The following is a 14,953-nucleotide window of genomic DNA, read 5'->3' as shown; positions in this document are numbered from 1 at the left end:
CTGATCGACGCATCATCCTCAAGTAGGGCGCCACTTCTCCTACTTGGGAAGGATGCCGAGGCCGCGCACCCCCTGTGAGGCTAGGTCCCGATCACAGGCGGCATCCCGGTGCAGCCGGTCAACGGGGGATTCACAAGGGGGAATTCAGCAGTTTCCGGGGCGCGTCGATCTTCCGCGCCCCTTCCTTTCGCGTCCTTTTCCGCGACCCGACCTCCAGGACGTGGAGGTCTCGCGCTGTGCCGACCGTGGAGAGATCCGGGTTCGTACCCGGCCGTGCCGCCTGCTCAATTCACGGGGAGAACAGTTGAATCGAAGAATCGCACGCGTGTCGCTCGGCATCGGCACGTCCGCCGCGCTCGCCGTCGCGGGCACGCTGGCCGTCTCGGCGCCCGCCCAGGCGACGTACTACAGCGGGGGCATGCCCACACGGTCGTTCAGCGTCAAGACCGTCGGCATCAACAGCGAGTGGGTGAAGTACTTCGACACCGCTCGCGGCAACTGGAACAACGCCGGTGTCGGGGCGAGCATCAAGCGCAGCTCCAGCGCCAAGCCCAGCTTCACCGCCGGCAACTACAGCCAGAGCTGGTACGGCCTGTACGCACCGTCCGGGACGCGGGCGCACCGCTCCTTCCAGATCAAGGTCAACGCCAGCACCCTGTGGCGGGACACCGGGAACTTCCCCAAGTACGACAAGTGGGTGCGCAGCACCAGCACCCACGAGCTGGGGCACGGGCTCAGCCTCGCCGACAACCCCAACACGAGCAAGGTCTCGCTGATGAAGCACAGCCGCGACCGCTCGAAGGTGCAGACGCCGCAGCCGTACGACAAGTCCGAGGTGAAGAGGATCTACCGATGAACGTGAGACGGAACATCCTCGTCACCGGTACGGCGGTGCTCGCCGCGTTCGCCGCCGTCGGCTGCTCCGCGGACGGCACCTCCGGCCACGCGGCGAAGTCCGGCGCCCCGGACGCCGTCACCTACCACGCGGACTACCCGGCGTACTCCTCGCTCGACGACGTCATCAAGCAGTCCGACGCCGTCGTCGAGGGCACCGTGGTCGGCAGCCGGGTGCAGCGGGTGCTGCCCGACGCGCCCGCGGGCGACGATCCCGCCACCAACCCGCAGGCCGGCCTCTCGCCCGCCGAGGCCAAGAAGGCCAGGAAGGAGGCGGAGGCCAACCCGGTCATCGTCACCGTCTCCCGGGTGAAGGTCACCAGGGCGCTCTCCGGAAAGGTCTCCGCCGGCGACACCATCGAGGTCAGCCAGCTCGGCGGCACGTACAAGGGCGTGGCGTACCAGGAGACGGACACCACCCTGCTCGCCAAGGGCGCCAAGAAGTACGTGCTGATGCTCGCCGCCCACGGCAGGAGCCCGTACGACCTGCTCAACCCGGAGCAGGCGCTCTACACGGTGAAGCCGGACGGCACGGTCGAGGCCGTGTCGGCCGGCGGCTTCACCGACGCGGGCAAGGTCGGCCGACTGGCCGCGAAGGTCGACCGGATCACCCGGAACGCGCGGTAGGCCCACCGCACGCGGCACACCCGCCGGTGCGTCACGGCACCGTCCGTGGCGCGCCGGCGCCGTCTCACCGGCCCCGCGCCGCGAGCCGGAGCGCCTCGCGCACGTCCGGACTCAGGGCCACCCGGTTGCCCTGCGCGGCGACCGCCGCCGCGCCCTCCACCTCGTACCAGCCCTGCGTGGTGTTCACCAGGACGTAGCGCCCGCCCTCGCCCTCGTCCAGCAGGAGCACGTACTCCTTCCCGGCGGTGAGCCCGGCGGTCTCCGGTCCGGTGCCGGGGGTCGTGTACGACACCTCGACGGAGTCGCCCGAAGTCCGGCCCTTGGCGGTCGCCAGCACCTGTGCCGTGGCCACCGTCGTGCGGACACCGTCCGTACGCTCCTCGTGCCCGGCGCCCAGCCGCGCCCGCACGATCACGTCCGCCGCCCTCTCCAGCTCGGCCGTGCTCCCGAAATAGGGCTCGTCGGCCAGGGCGCCGCCGCCCGCGGCCCCGCCCGCGGCGGCCGGCCCGCTCCGCGAACCGGATCGGTGGCCGCCCGGGCCGGCCGGGTCGCCGTGGAGGCTGAGGACGGTGACACCGGCGAGGACGGCGGCGGCCCCGCAGAAGGCCGCGGCCGTCAGCAGGCCCCGGCGGGGCGACCGGCGGACGGCGGCGGGAGGAGTGGCGGGGTGGGGACCGACCAGCGCGGAGAGTTCGTCGGCGGCGCGCGCCGACAGGGTCTCGTCCGCCGTCCCCGGGACCGGATTGGCGTTCGCGATCAGAGACTTGACACGCATCACACGGGCTCCTGAGACAGATCGTAGACGGCACGGAACGCCTTGCGCGCACGGTGCAGCCGGACCCACACCGCGGACGTGCCGCACCCCAGGACCGCCCCGGCCTCCGCCGCGCTCAGGCCGTCCCAGTAGCTCAGCAGCAGCACCTCGCGGTGCGCGGCGGGCAGCCGGTCGAGGGCGTCGAGAACGGCGTCGTCCCGGTCCGGCGCCGGGGCGCGGCCCATCGTCTCGGCGATGGCGCGGTGGATCTCCGACAGGCGTGCCATCGAGCGGCGGTGGTTGTTCAGCAGGTTGCGCGCGGTGACGAACAGCCAGCCGGTTCCCACGTCCTGGCCGTCCGTCATGCGCTCCCACGCGGTGCGGAAGACCTCGGCGGTCAGTTCCTCCGCCGCTGCCCGGTCGCCCGAGCGCCGGTGCACGTACGCGCACACCCGTGGGTGCTCACGGGTGTACAAGGCCGTGAACCGCGCGGCCAACTCGCCGTCGCTGCGGGTCTTGAGGGTCTGCACACCTCTTACATGTCCGGGAGCCGGTGCATCCTTACCGGTCCGTCCGGGAAATCTCCGGCTGACGCGGCGTCACCCGGTCGGCGGGGCGTCACGCCGGGTGCCGGATGCCGGGTGGTGGCTCAGTGGGCCTCCGCCGTGCGCAGTTCCTCCATGGTCGGAGCCGTGCCGCCCAGGTGGGTGGGGAGCCACCAGGAGTCCTCCGGGCCCTTGGGGCGGCCCGGGTAGGCGCGCTGGGCGGCGTCGAGGAGTTCCTGCACGCGCTCGCGCAGCCGGCGCGTGATGGCACCGGCGTACTGGTCGCGGGGCGCCTCCACCGGCTCGCCCACACGGATGGTGACGGGCAGGTGGTCGCGCCGGAAGTTGCGCGGCTGGCCCTTCGTCCACAGCCGCTGGGTGCCCCACACCGCCATCGGGACCAGCGGCACGCCCGCCTCCTGGGCCAGGCGGGCCGCGCCCGACTTGAAGCTCTTCAGCGTGAACGACTGCGAGATCGTGGCCTCCGGGAACACCCCGATGACCTCGCCGGAACGCAGCGAGTCCAGTGCGTGCGCGTACGCCGCCTCGCCCTGCCCGCGGTCCACCGGGATGTGCTTCATCCCGCGCATCAGCGGCCCGGACACCTTGTGCCGGAAGACCGACTCCTTCGCCATGAACCGCACCAGGCGCTTCTGCGGCAGGGCGGCCAGGCCGTTGAAGACGAAGTCCAGGTAGCTGATGTGATTGCTCACCAGCACGGCGCCGCCCGAGCGCGGGATGTTCTCCGAACCCTGGCAGTCGATCTTCAGGTCCCAGACCTTGAACAGCGTCTTGGCGAAACCGATGACGGGACGGTAGACCAGCTCTGCCATGGGCGGGGCGGACCCTTTCTGCTCTGCTCGGGAAAGGGGTTCCCGGCGGGAAGTTACGCAGCCGTAGGTTTACGGCGTCTCGCAGATCGTGCCCGAAGAACGGACGGGGAGCCAGTCCTGGCGCCCCGCGGCGGCGAGATCCTCGTCACGTCGGCCTACAGCCCGTGTCGTATCTTTAAGTCCCCTTTACGCCCGGACCTATGCCGGGCGTGGGGCGGGAATCTTCGCCGTCCTGCGCGCGCTGGGCTTGAGGACGGTGCTCACGACGGGCGGACGGGGTATGGCGGCGGAACGGGAGGACGCGGTGCGCGGGCGCGACGACGACAGGCGGCTCGGGGCGGCCGAACTCGGCGGGGAGCTGGGGGAGCGCGCCACGCTGGTGCAGTTCTCCAGCGCCTTCTGCGCGCCCTGCCGTGCCACCCGGCGCGTCCTCGGCGAGGTCGCCGGACTGGTCCCGGGCGTGGCCCACGTCGAGATCGACGCCGAGGCCCACCTGGACCTCGTACGCGACCTGGAGATCCTGAAGACGCCCACCGTCCTGGTGCTGGACGCCGGCGGCCGGGTGGTGCGGCGCGCCACCGGACAGCCCCGCAAGGCCGATGTCATCGCCGCTCTGGGGGAGGCCGTGTGAGCGGGTTTCAGGGAATCGTGAGACATCTTCCAGATCACGGAACCCGCTTGACTGCGCGCACCACCTATCGTCAGCCTGACCGTATGCCGATCGAACTCCTTCTCTACGGGCGGGTCCACGTCGACCTCGCCCGCACCGCGAGCGCGCGCTGTCCGGACTGCTGAGCAGCCACGGACCTGTTTCTCCTCCCTCGCAGAAGGACAACTCCATGACGGCCACGCCCGACCTCGGCACTCCCCAGCTCGCCTCGCCCGAACTGCTGCGTTCCACCTTCCGCCGCCACGCCGCCGGTGTCGCGGTGATCACCGCGCGTGGGGGCCGGGGCCCGGTCGGCTTCACCGCCACCTCCCTGACCTCCGTCTCCGCCGAGCCGCCGCTGCTCTCCTTCGGCATCGGCACCGGTGCCTCCAGCTGGCCCGCGATAGCCGAGGCCGACCACGTCGGCGTGCACATCCTCGGCGAGCACCAGAGCGAGCTGGCCGCCACCTTCGCCCGCAGCGGCGCCGACCGGTTCGGCCCGGCCACCGCCTGGCAGGACGGCCCGGAAGGCGTACCGGTCCTGGACGACGTGCTCGCCTGGCTGGTCTGCCGGATCGTCGGCCGGGTCCCGGCGGGCGATCACCGCATCGTGCTCGCCGAGGTCGTCCTCGGCGACCCCTCCGGCCCCGGCCGCCCGCTCCTCTACCACCACGGCCGCTTCAACGGCCTGCGGGATTGATCACGTCAGGGTCTCCTGCGGGGCGGTCGAGTTCCGGTTACGCTGCGTTGCGAAGGTCACAGTTCAAAGCGCTTGCTTAGCGGGCAGGAACTGGGTGTACTGACGAGTAATATTTCGGTCGGAGCGCGCGGACGCCCCGACCGGGATCGGCCGCTTGAGGCGCCTATGCTGCCTGCAAGAGGCAGCCCGAAATGACGATGCAGTAGGAGAGCCGGCGTGAGCTTGAGGATCGTTGTCACTGTGAAGTACGTGCCCGACGCCACTGGCGACCGGCACTTCGCCGATGACCTGACCGTCGACCGCGACGACGTGGACGGTCTGCTCTCCGAACTGGACGAGTACGCGGTCGAGCAGGCCCTCCAGATCGCGGAGAACGCGGACGACGCCGAGGTCACCGTCCTGACGGTCGGCCCGGAGGACGCCAAGGACGCGCTCCGCAAGGCCCTCTCGATGGGTGCCGACAAGGCCATCCACGTCGAGGACGACGACCTGCACGGCACCGACGCCATCGGCACCTCCCTCGTGCTGGCCAAGGCCATCGAGAAGGCCGGCTACGACCTGGTGATCTCCGGCATGGCCTCCACCGACGGCACCATGGGCGTCGTCCCGGCGCTGGTCGCCGAGCGCCTCGGCGTCCCCCAGGTCACCCTGCTGTCCGAGGTCTCGGTCGAGGACGGCACGGTCAAGGGCCGCCGCGACGGCGACGCCGCCTCGGAGCAGCTGGAGGCCTCGCTCCCGGCCGTCGTCTCCGTGACCGACCAGTCCGGCGAGGCCCGCTACCCGTCCTTCAAGGGCATCATGGCGGCCAAGAAGAAGCCGGTGGAGTCCTGGGACCTGTCCGACCTGGACATCGAGGCCGAGGAGGTCGGCCTGGACGGCGCGTTCACCAAGGTCGAGAGCGCGACCGAGCGTCCGGCGCGCACGGCCGGCACCATCGTCAAGGACGAGGGCGAGGGCGGCAAGCAGCTCGCTGAGTTCCTCGCGAGCCAGAAGTTCATCTGAGGCTCGCCCCCGCTGACCGCCCCTCAACTTCGTTTCGCAGGAGAGCAATCCCATGGCTGAAGTCCTCGTCTACGTCGACCACGTGGACGGTGCCGTCCGCAAGCCCACCCTGGAGCTGCTGACCCTGGCCCGCCGCCTCGGCGAGCCCGTCGCCGTCGCCCTGGGCAACGGCGCCGCCGACACCGCCGCCACGCTCGCCGAGCACGGCGCGGTGAAGGTCCTCACCCACGACGCGTCCGAGTACGCCGAGTACCTGGTCGTGCCGAAGGTGGACGCCCTGCAGGCCGCCCACGAGGCCGTCTCCCCGGCCGCCGTGCTGGTCCCGTCCTCCGCCGAGGGCAAGGAGATCGCCGCCCGCCTGGCGCTGCGCATCGGCTCCGGCATCATCACCGACGCCGTCGACCTGGAGGCCGGCGACGAGGGCCCGGTGGCCACCCAGTCGGTGTTCGCCGCGTCCTTCACCACCAAGTCCCGCGTCGTCAAGGGCACCCCGGTCATCACGGTCAAGCCGAACTCGGCCGCCGTCGAGGCCGCCCCGGCCGCCGGTGCGGTCGAGGCCCTGTCCGTGACCTTCTCGGACAAGGCGACCGGCACCAAGGTCACCGGCCGTACGCCGCGTGAGTCGACGGGCCGCCCCGAGCTGACCGAGGCCGCGATCGTGGTCTCCGGCGGCCGCGGTGTGAACGGCGCCGAGAACTTCTCGATCATCGAGGCCCTCGCCGACCAGCTCGGCGCGGCCGTCGGTGCCTCGCGTGCCGCCGTCGACGCCGGCTGGTACCCGCACACCAACCAGGTCGGCCAGACCGGCAAGTCCGTCTCGCCGCAGCTGTACATCGCCAACGGCATCTCCGGTGCGATCCAGCACCGCGCCGGTATGCAGACCTCGAAGACGATCGTGGCCGTCAACAAGGACGCCGAGGCCCCGATCTTCGAGCTGGTCGACTTCGGCGTGGTCGGCGACCTCTTCGAGGTCGTCCCGCAGCTGACCGAGGAGATCAAGACCCGCAAGGGCTGATCCCCTCTCGCCGCCAGGCGTACGAGGCCCCCGTGACCGGACGACGGTCACGGGGGCCTTCGCTCGTCCCGGCGCCGGCGAGGACCGCACCGGCAGGTGGTCGCCGGCAGCCGCCCGTCCACCGACGGCGACCGCATCGACCGGATCCTCGCCACCCCGGGCGTCACGGCACATCGGGCCGCGGTCGACACCTTCTCCCCGTCAGGCCGGCGCCCGACCATCGCGTCGTGGACCGGCTTCCCGTGGGTGGTCGCGTCGAAGTCGCCGGTGACGACGAGCGGCGGCGGCCGGTCGAGCCCCGCGATGCGCTGTGCGATCAGGGCGGCGGCACGCGCGCGTGCGTCCTTGCCGCGGTTGCCGAGGCGGGTGTTCAGGGCGTGGAACTCGCGGTCGCCGTCGAGCCGGTCCCGGAGGCGGGCCGGTCCCGGAGGCGGGCCGAAGTGACCGTCCGGCCGGAGCCGCCGCCCCGGGTGCCGGATCCGATCGCGTCCCTGTGCCGGTGAGCCGGACGTGGTCGTCCTCCCGCGGGACGAGTCGGCGGGGCTCCCTGGAAGACCGCCGTGCACTCGCTGCGGCCGCCGCCCGCGCGTCCGGTGCAGATCCAGGCGCAGTGGGCCCCCAGGTCGGCCTCGGTGCCGCGAAGCCGCTGGTGACGGCCTCCCGGGTGCCGAGATACGGGGCGCTCGCGGTGCGGGAGGGTGCGCGTCACGAGCCTGCGGGCGGCCGGGCTGTGGGGCTCGGCGGTGCTCGCCAAGCGGAGGTTGCACGACATGACACGCAGCGGACCGCCGTGTCGTCCGCCCGCCGCGGCGGGGCCGGCGGAGAGTGCTGTACTGGACGGGGGACGGAGATCGCGGCCGCGAGCGCGGCCACCAGACCCAAGCGGCGCGTGACGGGAGGGGAGAGGGGCACGTCTGCTCCTCCCGCGGGGCCGGAGGTGGTGTTGACCAGCGGGAAGGTTGCCGGATAACTTCGCTATACGGATTGTTGATTCCGTACAGCGGAAAGCTTGGAGGGTGTGGGATGGGTCAGCAGGAGAAGGTGGCGACAAGCCTCGCGGGCGCCGTCAGCGAGGAGATCAGCGCCTCCCTCGCACCGGTCGACGCGGAGCTGGAACGCCGCTACCCCGGGGACCCCGGCACCCGGCAGCCCGTCCACACCGTCTACGTCCCCGGCGACGCCTTCACCGCCGGCACCGTCCGCACCTGGGGCGACCAGGCGCTGGCCCTGCTCGACGAGCACGCCCCGGACGCCTCCTCCTTCGCGGCGGTCCTCGGGCTCCCGGACGAGCTGGCCGAGGCGGTCCACTCCCGGGTCCGCGCCAAGCTGGAGCGCGAACCGATCGAAGACCTGCGCGTCGACTTCGAGGACGGGTACGGCCCCCGCCCCGACGCCGAGGAGGACGAGACGGCGGCCCGCGCGGCCCGCCTGATCGCGCAGGCGTACCGGGACGGCACGGCGGCGCCGTACATGGGCATCCGCATGAAGTGCATGGAGGCCCCCGTGCGCGACCGGGGCATCCGCACCCTCGACGTCTTCCTCACCGGCCTGATGGAGGCCGGCGGCCTGCCCGAGGGCCTGGTCCTCACCCTGCCCAAGGTGACCTACCCCGAGCAGGTCGGCGCCTTCGTACGCCTCCTGGAGGCCTTCGAGAAGGCGCACGGACTGGACGCCGGGCGCCTGGGCTTCGAGATCCAGATCGAGACCAGCCAGGCCATCCTCGCCGCCGACGGCACCGCCACCGTCGCCCGCATGATCCAGGCCGCCGAGGGCCGCGCCACCGGGCTGCACTACGGCACCTTCGACTACAGCGCCTGCCTCGGGGTCTCCGCCGCCCACCAGGCAAGCGACCACCCGGCCGCCGACCACGCCAAGGCGGTCATGCAGGTCGCGGCCGCGGGCACCGGCGTACGCGTCTGCGACGGCTCCACCAACGTCCTCCCCGTCGGCCCGACCGCCAAGGTCCACGACGCCTGGCGGCTCCACTACGGCCTCACCCGCCGCGCCCTCGCCCGCGCCTACTACCAGGGCTGGGACATGCACCCCGGCCACATCCCCACCCGCTACGCGGCCGTCTTCGCCTTCTACCGCGAGGGCTTCGAACAGGCGGCGGCCCGGCTCACCCGGTACGCCAACCGGGCCGGCGGCGACGTCATGGACGAGCCCGCCACCGCCAAGGCCCTCAGCGGCTACCTGCTGCGCGGCCTGGACTGCGGCGCCCTGGACATCGCCGAGGTCGCCCGCCTCACCGGCCTCACCCGCGCCGACCTGGAGACCTTCGCGTCCCCGCGCCGCGGCGACCTGACGGCCGCCGCCCAGTAGCGGCCCGGACCGCGTCCCGCCGCACCGGCGCCGGGGAGGCGGGGCGCCGGTGCCGCGAGGCGGCCGCGCGAGGCCCGCTGGGAGGAGCGGACCCGTTCAGTCCGCGGGCGGCAGCTCGCCCGAGCCGCGGGTGATCAGACGGGTCGGCAGCTCGATGCGCTCGGGTGCGACGAGCGATCCGTCCAGCTGGCGGAAGAGGCGCTCGGCGGCGGTACGGCCCAGGGCCGCCGCGTCCTGGGCGACGACCGTGACGCCCGGCTGGAGGAGATCGGCCAGCTCGATGTCGTCGAAGCCGACGAGCGCGACCCGGCGCGACTGCTCGGCCAGCACCCGGATCACGGTGACCGTCACCCGGTTGTTGCCGGCGAAGACCGCCGTGACCGGGTCCGGGCCGGACAGCATCTCCTGCGCGGCCCGGCGCACCCGCTCCGGGTTCGTCGCCCCCAGGGACATCCACCGCTCCTCGACGGCTATGCCCGCGTCGTCCATCGCCGCCCGGTAGCCGCGCAGCCGCTCGGCCGCGGTGTGGATGCGGGGCATGTCGCCGATGAACCCGATCCGGCGGTGGCCGTGCGCGATGAGGTGGGCGACGCCGTCGCGGGCGCCGCCGTAGTTGTCGGACAGGACCACGTCGGCCTCGATCCGGCCGGCCGGGCGGTCCACGAACACGGTCGCCACGCCGGCCCTGATCTCCGGCTCCAGATAGCGGTGGTCGTCCCCGGCCGGGATCACCACCAGACCGTCCACCCGGCGGGCGCACAGCGCCAGTGCCAGCTCCTGCTCGCGCTCGGGGTCCTCGGCGCTGGAGCCGTTGATCAGCAGGGCGCCGTGGGCGCGGGCCACCTCCTCCACGGCCCGGCTGAGCGGGCCGTAGAACGGGTCGGCGAGATCCTCCAGGACCAGGCCGATGCTCGCCGTCCGGCCCTTGCGCAGCACCCGGGCGCTGTCGTTGCGGCGGAACCCGAGCGCCTCGATCGCCTCCTGCACCCGGCGCTCCGTGTCCGGCGTGACCCCGGGCTCGCCGTTGACCACCCGGGAGACCGTCTTGAGCCCGACCCCGGCGCGTGCCGCCACGTCCTTCATGGTCGGGCGGTTGCCGTACCGGTTCCCGGGAAGGCGGTCTGCGCGGTGGGTGGTCTCGGGCACGATGCGTCTGTCCTGTCTCTCGTCCGTCTCGCCGACGGTCCCTCGTCCCTCGCGGCCCACGGACCTCTCGTCCGTCGCGTCGACGGGTTCCCTCCCTCCGGTCCGGGGTCCGGCCGTGGGCTCGCCGGGTTTCTTCCCGGCGGGGGTGCGGGATCCGTGGGCTTGTATGAGGATGTGGCGTCGAGCATAGAGCCTGGACAACGTTGTCAGATGCGAGAGAGACTGTCCACCGCTGTCTCCGGCCTGCGCCCCCACCGCTTGACCGGCCTGCCTTTCCTTGGTTCTCAAGCTTCAACGGGGAGATCTGACTCTGATGCACACCGACCTTGTGGCGGCCCTGGACATCGGCGGCACCAAGATCGCGGGCGCGCTGGTGGACCGCGCCGGACGGATCCTGGCCAGAGCCCAGCGCGCCACGCCCGCCCAGCAGGACGGCGAAACGGTCATGCAGGCCGTGGACGCGGTCCTCGGCGACCTCGCCGGGTCGCCCCTGTGGGGACGCGCGGGCTCCGTCGGCATCGGCAGCGCGGGACCGGTGGACGCCTCGGCCGGCACGGTCAGCCCGGTGAACGTGCCGGGCTGGCGCGACTTCCCCCTGGTCGACCGGGTCCGCGAGCTCACCGGGGGCCTGCCGGTGGAGCTGATCGGCGACGGCGTCGCGATCACCGCGGCCGAGCACTGGCAGGGCGCCGCGCGCGGTCACGACAACGCACTGTGCATGGTGGTCTCGACCGGGGTCGGCGGCGGCCTGGTGCTGGGAGGCCGGCTGCACCCCGGCCCGACCGGCAACGCCGGGCACATCGGTCACATCAGCGTCGACCTCGACGGCGATCCCTGCCCGTGCGGCTCGCGCGGCTGTGTGGAGCGCATCGCCAGCGGGCCCAACATCGCCCGCCGGGCCCTGGAACAGGGCTGGGTCCCGGGACCCGACGGCGACGCCTCGGCCGCCGCGGTGGCCGCCGCCGCCCGTGCGGGCGACCCGGTCGCCGTGGCCTCCTTCGAGCGCGCGGCGCAGGCGCTGGCCGCCGGAATCGCGGCCACCGCGACCCTGGTCGAGATCGACATAGCGGTGATCGGCGGCGGAGTCGGCAAGGCGGGCGAGGTCCTGTTCACGCCCCTGCGCAAGGCCCTCACCGACTACGCGACCCTCTCCTTCGTGCGGCGGCTCACCGTCGTACCCGCGCAGACGGGCACCGACGCCGGGTTGGTCGGCGCCGCCGCTGCGGCCCTCAGCCGCGGCCCGGAGGTACCGGCGGCCGCCCGCTAGGGCCTGCCGTCCATCCGCGCGCGGAGGCGCGAACGAGGTCCGGAGGCCGGAGGGTGCGCCCGTGCGCGCCACGAGCCGCCGAGCCCCGTCACCGCCTGCGCCCTCCGCGTCACCGGCCAGGCCTCCGGGTACGTCCAGTGATCGTCGGCCGCACCGGGTCGCCACGCGCGCGAGGGACGCAGGGCGGCACGCCGGAAACCGCGCGCGTGCCGCCCTGCCCCCGAGGTCAGCAGACCAGCCGGACGTCCGCCCAGTCCGCGTGGTCCGAGTCGATGCCGTCGCCGCCGTCGGTCACGACGAGCCGGACCACCTGGGCGCCGCTGACGTCCGCGCTGAGCGGCTGGGCGGGCAGCGCGTTGGTCAGGACACCCGTGGCGGCGGCCCGGGTGCCGTCCGCCCAGATCTCGAAGGCGACGGTGCCCTTCGTGCCCTTCTCGTCGTCCACGCCGACCTCGGCCGTGACCTTCTCGCAGGCCTTGCCGGTGTAGAAGGAGACGTCGCTGAGCGCGTGGACGCCGAGCCCCTTGGCGTACACGGTCCCGCCGACGGTGAGCGGGGCGCCGTCGCCCGCGGCGCTCTCCCCGTTGCTGGTGTCGTGCTCCACGGGCCCCCAGCCGTTGGTCGCCGACAGCGGGCGCAGGTCGCCGAGGTACGACGTGCCCGCGGGCGGTGCCGTGACGACGGACGCGGTCAGCGGGAGGCTGCCGGTGACCGGAGTGCCGGACGGCGAGCGGTAGCTCGTGCGCAGCGTGAGGGTGTAGGAGCCGTCCGGGGTGCCGGCCGGGGCGGTCACCTGCCAGCCGGTGCGCAGGGTGCCGCCGGTGGCGAGGGCGGCAGCCGAGCTCGCGGAGGTGGCCCGTACGGTCCAGCCGGCGGGGCCGGTCAGCGCCACGGACACCTCCCGCGCGGCCGTGCGGCCGAGGTCGGTGACGGTGCTGGTCAGCGTGGCCGGGGTGGCCGCCTCCAGCAACGGGCTGCCGTCCAGGCCCGGTTCGACGGCAGGCGGCTGGGCGGCCCAGCGCGGGTCGGCCGAGACGCGCAGCAGGACGGTGCCGTGGGCGGGGACGGTGGCGGCGATGGTGCCCGCGGTGTTGTACGAGCGGTGCTGCCACAGGTCGCGCAGGGTGTAGCCGTCGGCGTCGGGCAAACCGACGGCGCTCGCGCTGGTGGCGATGCGCTGGGCGGTGCCGGACTCGTTGAACAGGGCCACCGTGCGGCCGCCGTCCTTCATCTCCTTGGCGACGACCCAGCGCCCGCCCGCGGAGGAGACGACCGTGCCCTGTCTGCCGAGCGGGTCCTGGTCGACGGCGACGACCTCCTTGTTGCCCAGGATGTCGTAGGTCGCCTGGGAGGCCTTGCGCAGGTCGGTCCCGATGAGCAGCGGCGCGGCCATCACCGACCAGAGCGAGAAGTGCGAGCGGTACTCGGTGTCCGTCATGCCGCCGTTGCCGACCTCCAGCATGTCCGGGTCGTTCCAGTGGCCCGGTCCGGCGTACGGCGCGAGGGGGAGGTTCTGCTTGAGGATCGACAGCATCGAACTCCAGCTGTCGCCGATGTCCCCGGTGGTCCGCCACAGGTGGCCGACGTCCGAGGCCCACTGCCAGGGCTTGTTCTGGCCCCACTCGCAGATGCTGTAGACGATCGGCCGGCCGGTCGCCTTCAGCGCGTCCCGCATGGTCCGGTAGCGCTGCCGGGCGTCCACGCCCTGGTTGTTGCAGTTGTCGTACTTCAGGTAGTCGACGCCCCAGTCGGCGAACTGCCGGGCGTCGCTGTACTCGTGGCCGAGCGCGCCGGGGAAGCCCGCGCTGTCGCAGGTCCTGGTGCCGGCGCTGGTGTAGATGCCGAGCTTGAGGCCCTTGGCGTGGACGTAGTCCGCGACCGCCTTGATCCCGTGGGGGAACCGGGCGGGGTCGGGCACCAGCTTGCCGTTCGCGTCGCGGGTCGGCAGGGCCCAGCAGTCGTCCAGGTTGACGTACTGGTAGCCCGCGTCCTTCAGCCCCTTCTGGACGAGGAGGTCCGCGACGCCCTCGACCATGGACTCGTCGAACTCGGCGCGGCAGTGCGTGGAGTTCCAGTTGTTGAAGCCCATCGGCGGGGTGAGCGCGAGGCCGTCGGCGAGGGCGGGGGCGGCCGGTGCGGTGGGAGTGCGGACGGGGGCGGCCAGGGCGGGGGCGGCGAGGCCCGCCGCGCACAGCAGCCCCGCGGCGAGGGCTCCGGCCACTCTTCGGGCGGTGGTGCGGGTCGTGCGGGTGTGAGGGTGACGCATCGTTACGTTCCTCCGACTCGCGAAACCGGATGACGGCACGTACGGCATGTACGTGTCATCGATGCGCGTTTACGGTAGGACGTGTCGGACTCTGTTGGAAGGGGGCGGAGTCGAGCGGCCCGCGATGTGTTCGGATCTGGTGGGTTCGGGTCCAGGTGGCGTCAGTGACCCCGCCCCGGCCCGGCTTCCACCGCGTCGGTGACCCGGCCCCGGCCCGGCAGTGGCGGCTGGGGCCAGGCGGGCGGCCAGGGCAGCGGCTCCGCCGGGCCGTCGACGTCCAGCCCGTCGGGGGGGGGGAGTCGGTGGCCCTCCCCGGAGACCGACGGGCCCTCCGCCGCGAGGCACCAGCGCCGCCCGAGGTCACCGGCCGCCACGGAGGCGAGCGGGAACTCCTGGGCGCGGAGCGTGTCGAGGGTGTCGTCCAGCGCCCAGCGGACGTACCGCTGCGGCCAGTTCCCCATGCCGTAGCCGACGACCGGGTCCAGGGGGTGCGCCTCCGGCTCGCGCAGACAGCGCAGCAGCCGGTGTACCGGGCCGGGTGGCGCCAGCCGGCCAGTGCCGGGACGAGCCGGTCCCGGGCGGGAGCGGGCGCCGTACGCCTCGGTCGTGAACCGGCCGAGAGCGCCCCGCCCAGGGCGGCGAGCCGCCCGACGGGCAGTGCGGCGTCCCGCCCGACCGCCGCGGCCGACGCCGCGTCCGTGCGCGGCCCGGGTTCACGGCCGGTGCGCGAGCCGCGGAAGCCGGACGTAGGCGTCCACCCTGTGGCGGACGTGTGCGAGGACATGATCGCGGGTCCACGGTGCCGGCTCGGAGGGTGTCCGCAGTTGTTTCCCGTGGTGGCCGGTCGCGCTGCGTACCAGCCGTTCGCCCGACCGCTGCGGCCGACGCCGCCGCGTGCGTGCGTGGCCCGGGTTCATGGCCGGTGCGTGCGAG

At 73.1% G+C, this 14,953-nt stretch carries 15 protein-coding genes; 9 read left to right on the top strand and 6 right to left on the bottom strand.

Translation table 11 applies throughout. The features are described 5' to 3' along the window. The first annotated feature begins 325 nt into the window (after positions 1-325). Positions 326-856, top strand: coding sequence for a zinc metalloprotease (locus ACZ4VF_RS15110; protein WP_467926211.1), 531 nt, complete (start codon positions 326-328; stop codon positions 854-856). Next, a complete protein-coding gene (locus tag ACZ4VF_RS15105; protein ID WP_467926210.1) occupies positions 853-1,521 on the top strand; it encodes a hypothetical protein in 669 nt (222 codons plus the stop codon). Before ACZ4VF_RS15110 ends, ACZ4VF_RS15105 begins: the two co-directional genes overlap by 4 nt. 64 nt (positions 1,522-1,585) lie before the next feature. On the opposite strand, the gene ACZ4VF_RS15100 is transcribed toward ACZ4VF_RS15105, so the two are convergent. The 3 genes from ACZ4VF_RS15100 to ACZ4VF_RS15090 form a co-directional block, all read right to left on the bottom strand. Beyond that, on the bottom strand, positions 1,586-2,296 hold the full coding sequence (locus ACZ4VF_RS15100; protein WP_467926209.1) for a hypothetical protein: 711 nt from the start codon (positions 2,294-2,296) through the stop codon (positions 1,586-1,588). Continuing rightward, a complete protein-coding gene (locus ACZ4VF_RS15095) occupies positions 2,296-2,805 on the bottom strand; it encodes an RNA polymerase sigma factor (protein ID WP_467926207.1) in 510 nt (169 codons plus the stop codon). Before ACZ4VF_RS15095 ends, ACZ4VF_RS15100 begins: the two co-directional genes overlap by 1 nt. Before the next feature lie 119 nt (positions 2,806-2,924). Further along, on the bottom strand, positions 2,925-3,653 hold the full coding sequence (locus ACZ4VF_RS15090; protein WP_467926206.1) for a lysophospholipid acyltransferase family protein: 729 nt from the start codon (positions 3,651-3,653) through the stop codon (positions 2,925-2,927). A 280-nt stretch (positions 3,654-3,933) separates the two neighbouring features. Here ACZ4VF_RS15090 and ACZ4VF_RS15085 point away from each other — a divergent pair, with 280 nt between their 5' ends. The 6 genes from ACZ4VF_RS15085 (at position 3,934) to ACZ4VF_RS15060 (ending at position 9,341) form a co-directional block, all read left to right on the top strand. Next, entirely contained in the window at positions 3,934-4,284 is a 351-nt protein-coding gene (locus tag ACZ4VF_RS15085) for a thioredoxin family protein (protein WP_467926205.1), read from the top strand. 208 nt (positions 4,285-4,492) lie between these two features. Beyond that, the gene (locus ACZ4VF_RS15080) at positions 4,493-5,002 is read left to right on the top strand and encodes a flavin reductase family protein (protein ID WP_467926204.1); all 510 of its coding nucleotides are present in this window, start codon (positions 4,493-4,495) and stop codon (positions 5,000-5,002) included. Positions 5,003-5,218: 216 nt separating this feature from the next. Next, positions 5,219-6,004, top strand: coding sequence for an electron transfer flavoprotein subunit beta/FixA family protein (locus ACZ4VF_RS15075; RefSeq protein ID WP_467926202.1), 786 nt, complete (start codon positions 5,219-5,221; stop codon positions 6,002-6,004). Between the two features lie 52 nt (positions 6,005-6,056). Next, the gene (locus ACZ4VF_RS15070) at positions 6,057-7,019 is read left to right on the top strand and encodes an electron transfer flavoprotein subunit alpha/FixB family protein (RefSeq protein WP_467926201.1); all 963 of its coding nucleotides are present in this window, start codon (positions 6,057-6,059) and stop codon (positions 7,017-7,019) included. A gap of 227 nt (positions 7,020-7,246) precedes the next feature. Continuing rightward, positions 7,247-7,522: a hypothetical protein gene (locus ACZ4VF_RS15065; protein ID WP_467926200.1), complete on the top strand. Its 276-nt coding sequence runs from the start codon at positions 7,247-7,249 to the stop codon at positions 7,520-7,522. Between the two features lie 520 nt (positions 7,523-8,042). Continuing rightward, positions 8,043-9,341: a DUF6986 family protein gene (locus ACZ4VF_RS15060; protein ID WP_467926199.1), complete on the top strand. Its 1,299-nt coding sequence runs from the start codon at positions 8,043-8,045 to the stop codon at positions 9,339-9,341. Between the two features lie 96 nt (positions 9,342-9,437). Here ACZ4VF_RS15060 and ACZ4VF_RS15055 read toward each other — a convergent pair whose 3' ends face one another. Beyond that, positions 9,438-10,487: a LacI family DNA-binding transcriptional regulator gene (locus ACZ4VF_RS15055; RefSeq protein WP_467926197.1), complete on the bottom strand. Its 1,050-nt coding sequence runs from the start codon at positions 10,485-10,487 to the stop codon at positions 9,438-9,440. A gap of 313 nt (positions 10,488-10,800) precedes the next feature. On the opposite strand from ACZ4VF_RS15055, the gene ACZ4VF_RS15050 reads away from it, so the two are divergent. Then, positions 10,801-11,754: an ROK family protein gene (locus ACZ4VF_RS15050; protein WP_467926196.1), complete on the top strand. Its 954-nt coding sequence runs from the start codon at positions 10,801-10,803 to the stop codon at positions 11,752-11,754. Positions 11,755-11,980: 226 nt separating this feature from the next. On the opposite strand, the gene ACZ4VF_RS15045 is transcribed toward ACZ4VF_RS15050, so the two are convergent. Then, on the bottom strand, positions 11,981-14,020 hold the full coding sequence (locus ACZ4VF_RS15045; protein ID WP_467926195.1) for an NPCBM/NEW2 domain-containing protein: 2,040 nt from the start codon (positions 14,018-14,020) through the stop codon (positions 11,981-11,983). Positions 14,021-14,181: 161 nt separating this feature from the next. After that, complete coding sequence (locus ACZ4VF_RS15040) at positions 14,182-14,481, bottom strand: hypothetical protein (protein WP_467926193.1); 300 nt, start codon at positions 14,479-14,481, stop codon at positions 14,182-14,184. Between the last annotated feature and the right edge of the window lie 472 nt (positions 14,482-14,953).

The sequence above is a fragment of the Streptomyces sp. NPDC029151 genome, from assembly GCF_055564315.1.
Note: the sequence above shows the minus strand (reverse complement) of the source record. Positions and strands in the feature narration are given on the sequence as shown.

Bases quoted from the DNA above. Each gene is read 5' to 3' on its own strand.
- ACZ4VF_RS15045 (WP_467926195.1), bottom strand. From the start codon at position 14,020: ATGCGTCACCCTCACACCCGCACGACCCGCACCACCGCCCGAAGAGTG.
- ACZ4VF_RS15100 (WP_467926209.1), bottom strand. From the start codon at position 2,296: ATGCGTGTCAAGTCTCTGATCGCGAACGCCAATCCGGTCCCGGGGACG.
- ACZ4VF_RS15085 (WP_467926205.1), top strand. From the start codon at position 3,934: ATGGCGGCGGAACGGGAGGACGCGGTGCGCGGGCGCGACGACGACAGG.
- ACZ4VF_RS15050 (WP_467926196.1), top strand. From the start codon at position 10,801: ATGCACACCGACCTTGTGGCGGCCCTGGACATCGGCGGCACCAAGATC.
- ACZ4VF_RS15070 (WP_467926201.1), top strand. From the start codon at position 6,057: ATGGCTGAAGTCCTCGTCTACGTCGACCACGTGGACGGTGCCGTCCGC.
- ACZ4VF_RS15060 (WP_467926199.1), top strand. From the start codon at position 8,043: ATGGGTCAGCAGGAGAAGGTGGCGACAAGCCTCGCGGGCGCCGTCAGC.
- ACZ4VF_RS15090 (WP_467926206.1), bottom strand. From the start codon at position 3,653: ATGGCAGAGCTGGTCTACCGTCCCGTCATCGGTTTCGCCAAGACGCTG.
- ACZ4VF_RS15080 (WP_467926204.1), top strand. From the start codon at position 4,493: ATGACGGCCACGCCCGACCTCGGCACTCCCCAGCTCGCCTCGCCCGAA.
- ACZ4VF_RS15105 (WP_467926210.1), top strand. From the start codon at position 853: ATGAACGTGAGACGGAACATCCTCGTCACCGGTACGGCGGTGCTCGCC.
- ACZ4VF_RS15040 (WP_467926193.1), bottom strand. From the start codon at position 14,481: ATGGGGAACTGGCCGCAGCGGTACGTCCGCTGGGCGCTGGACGACACC.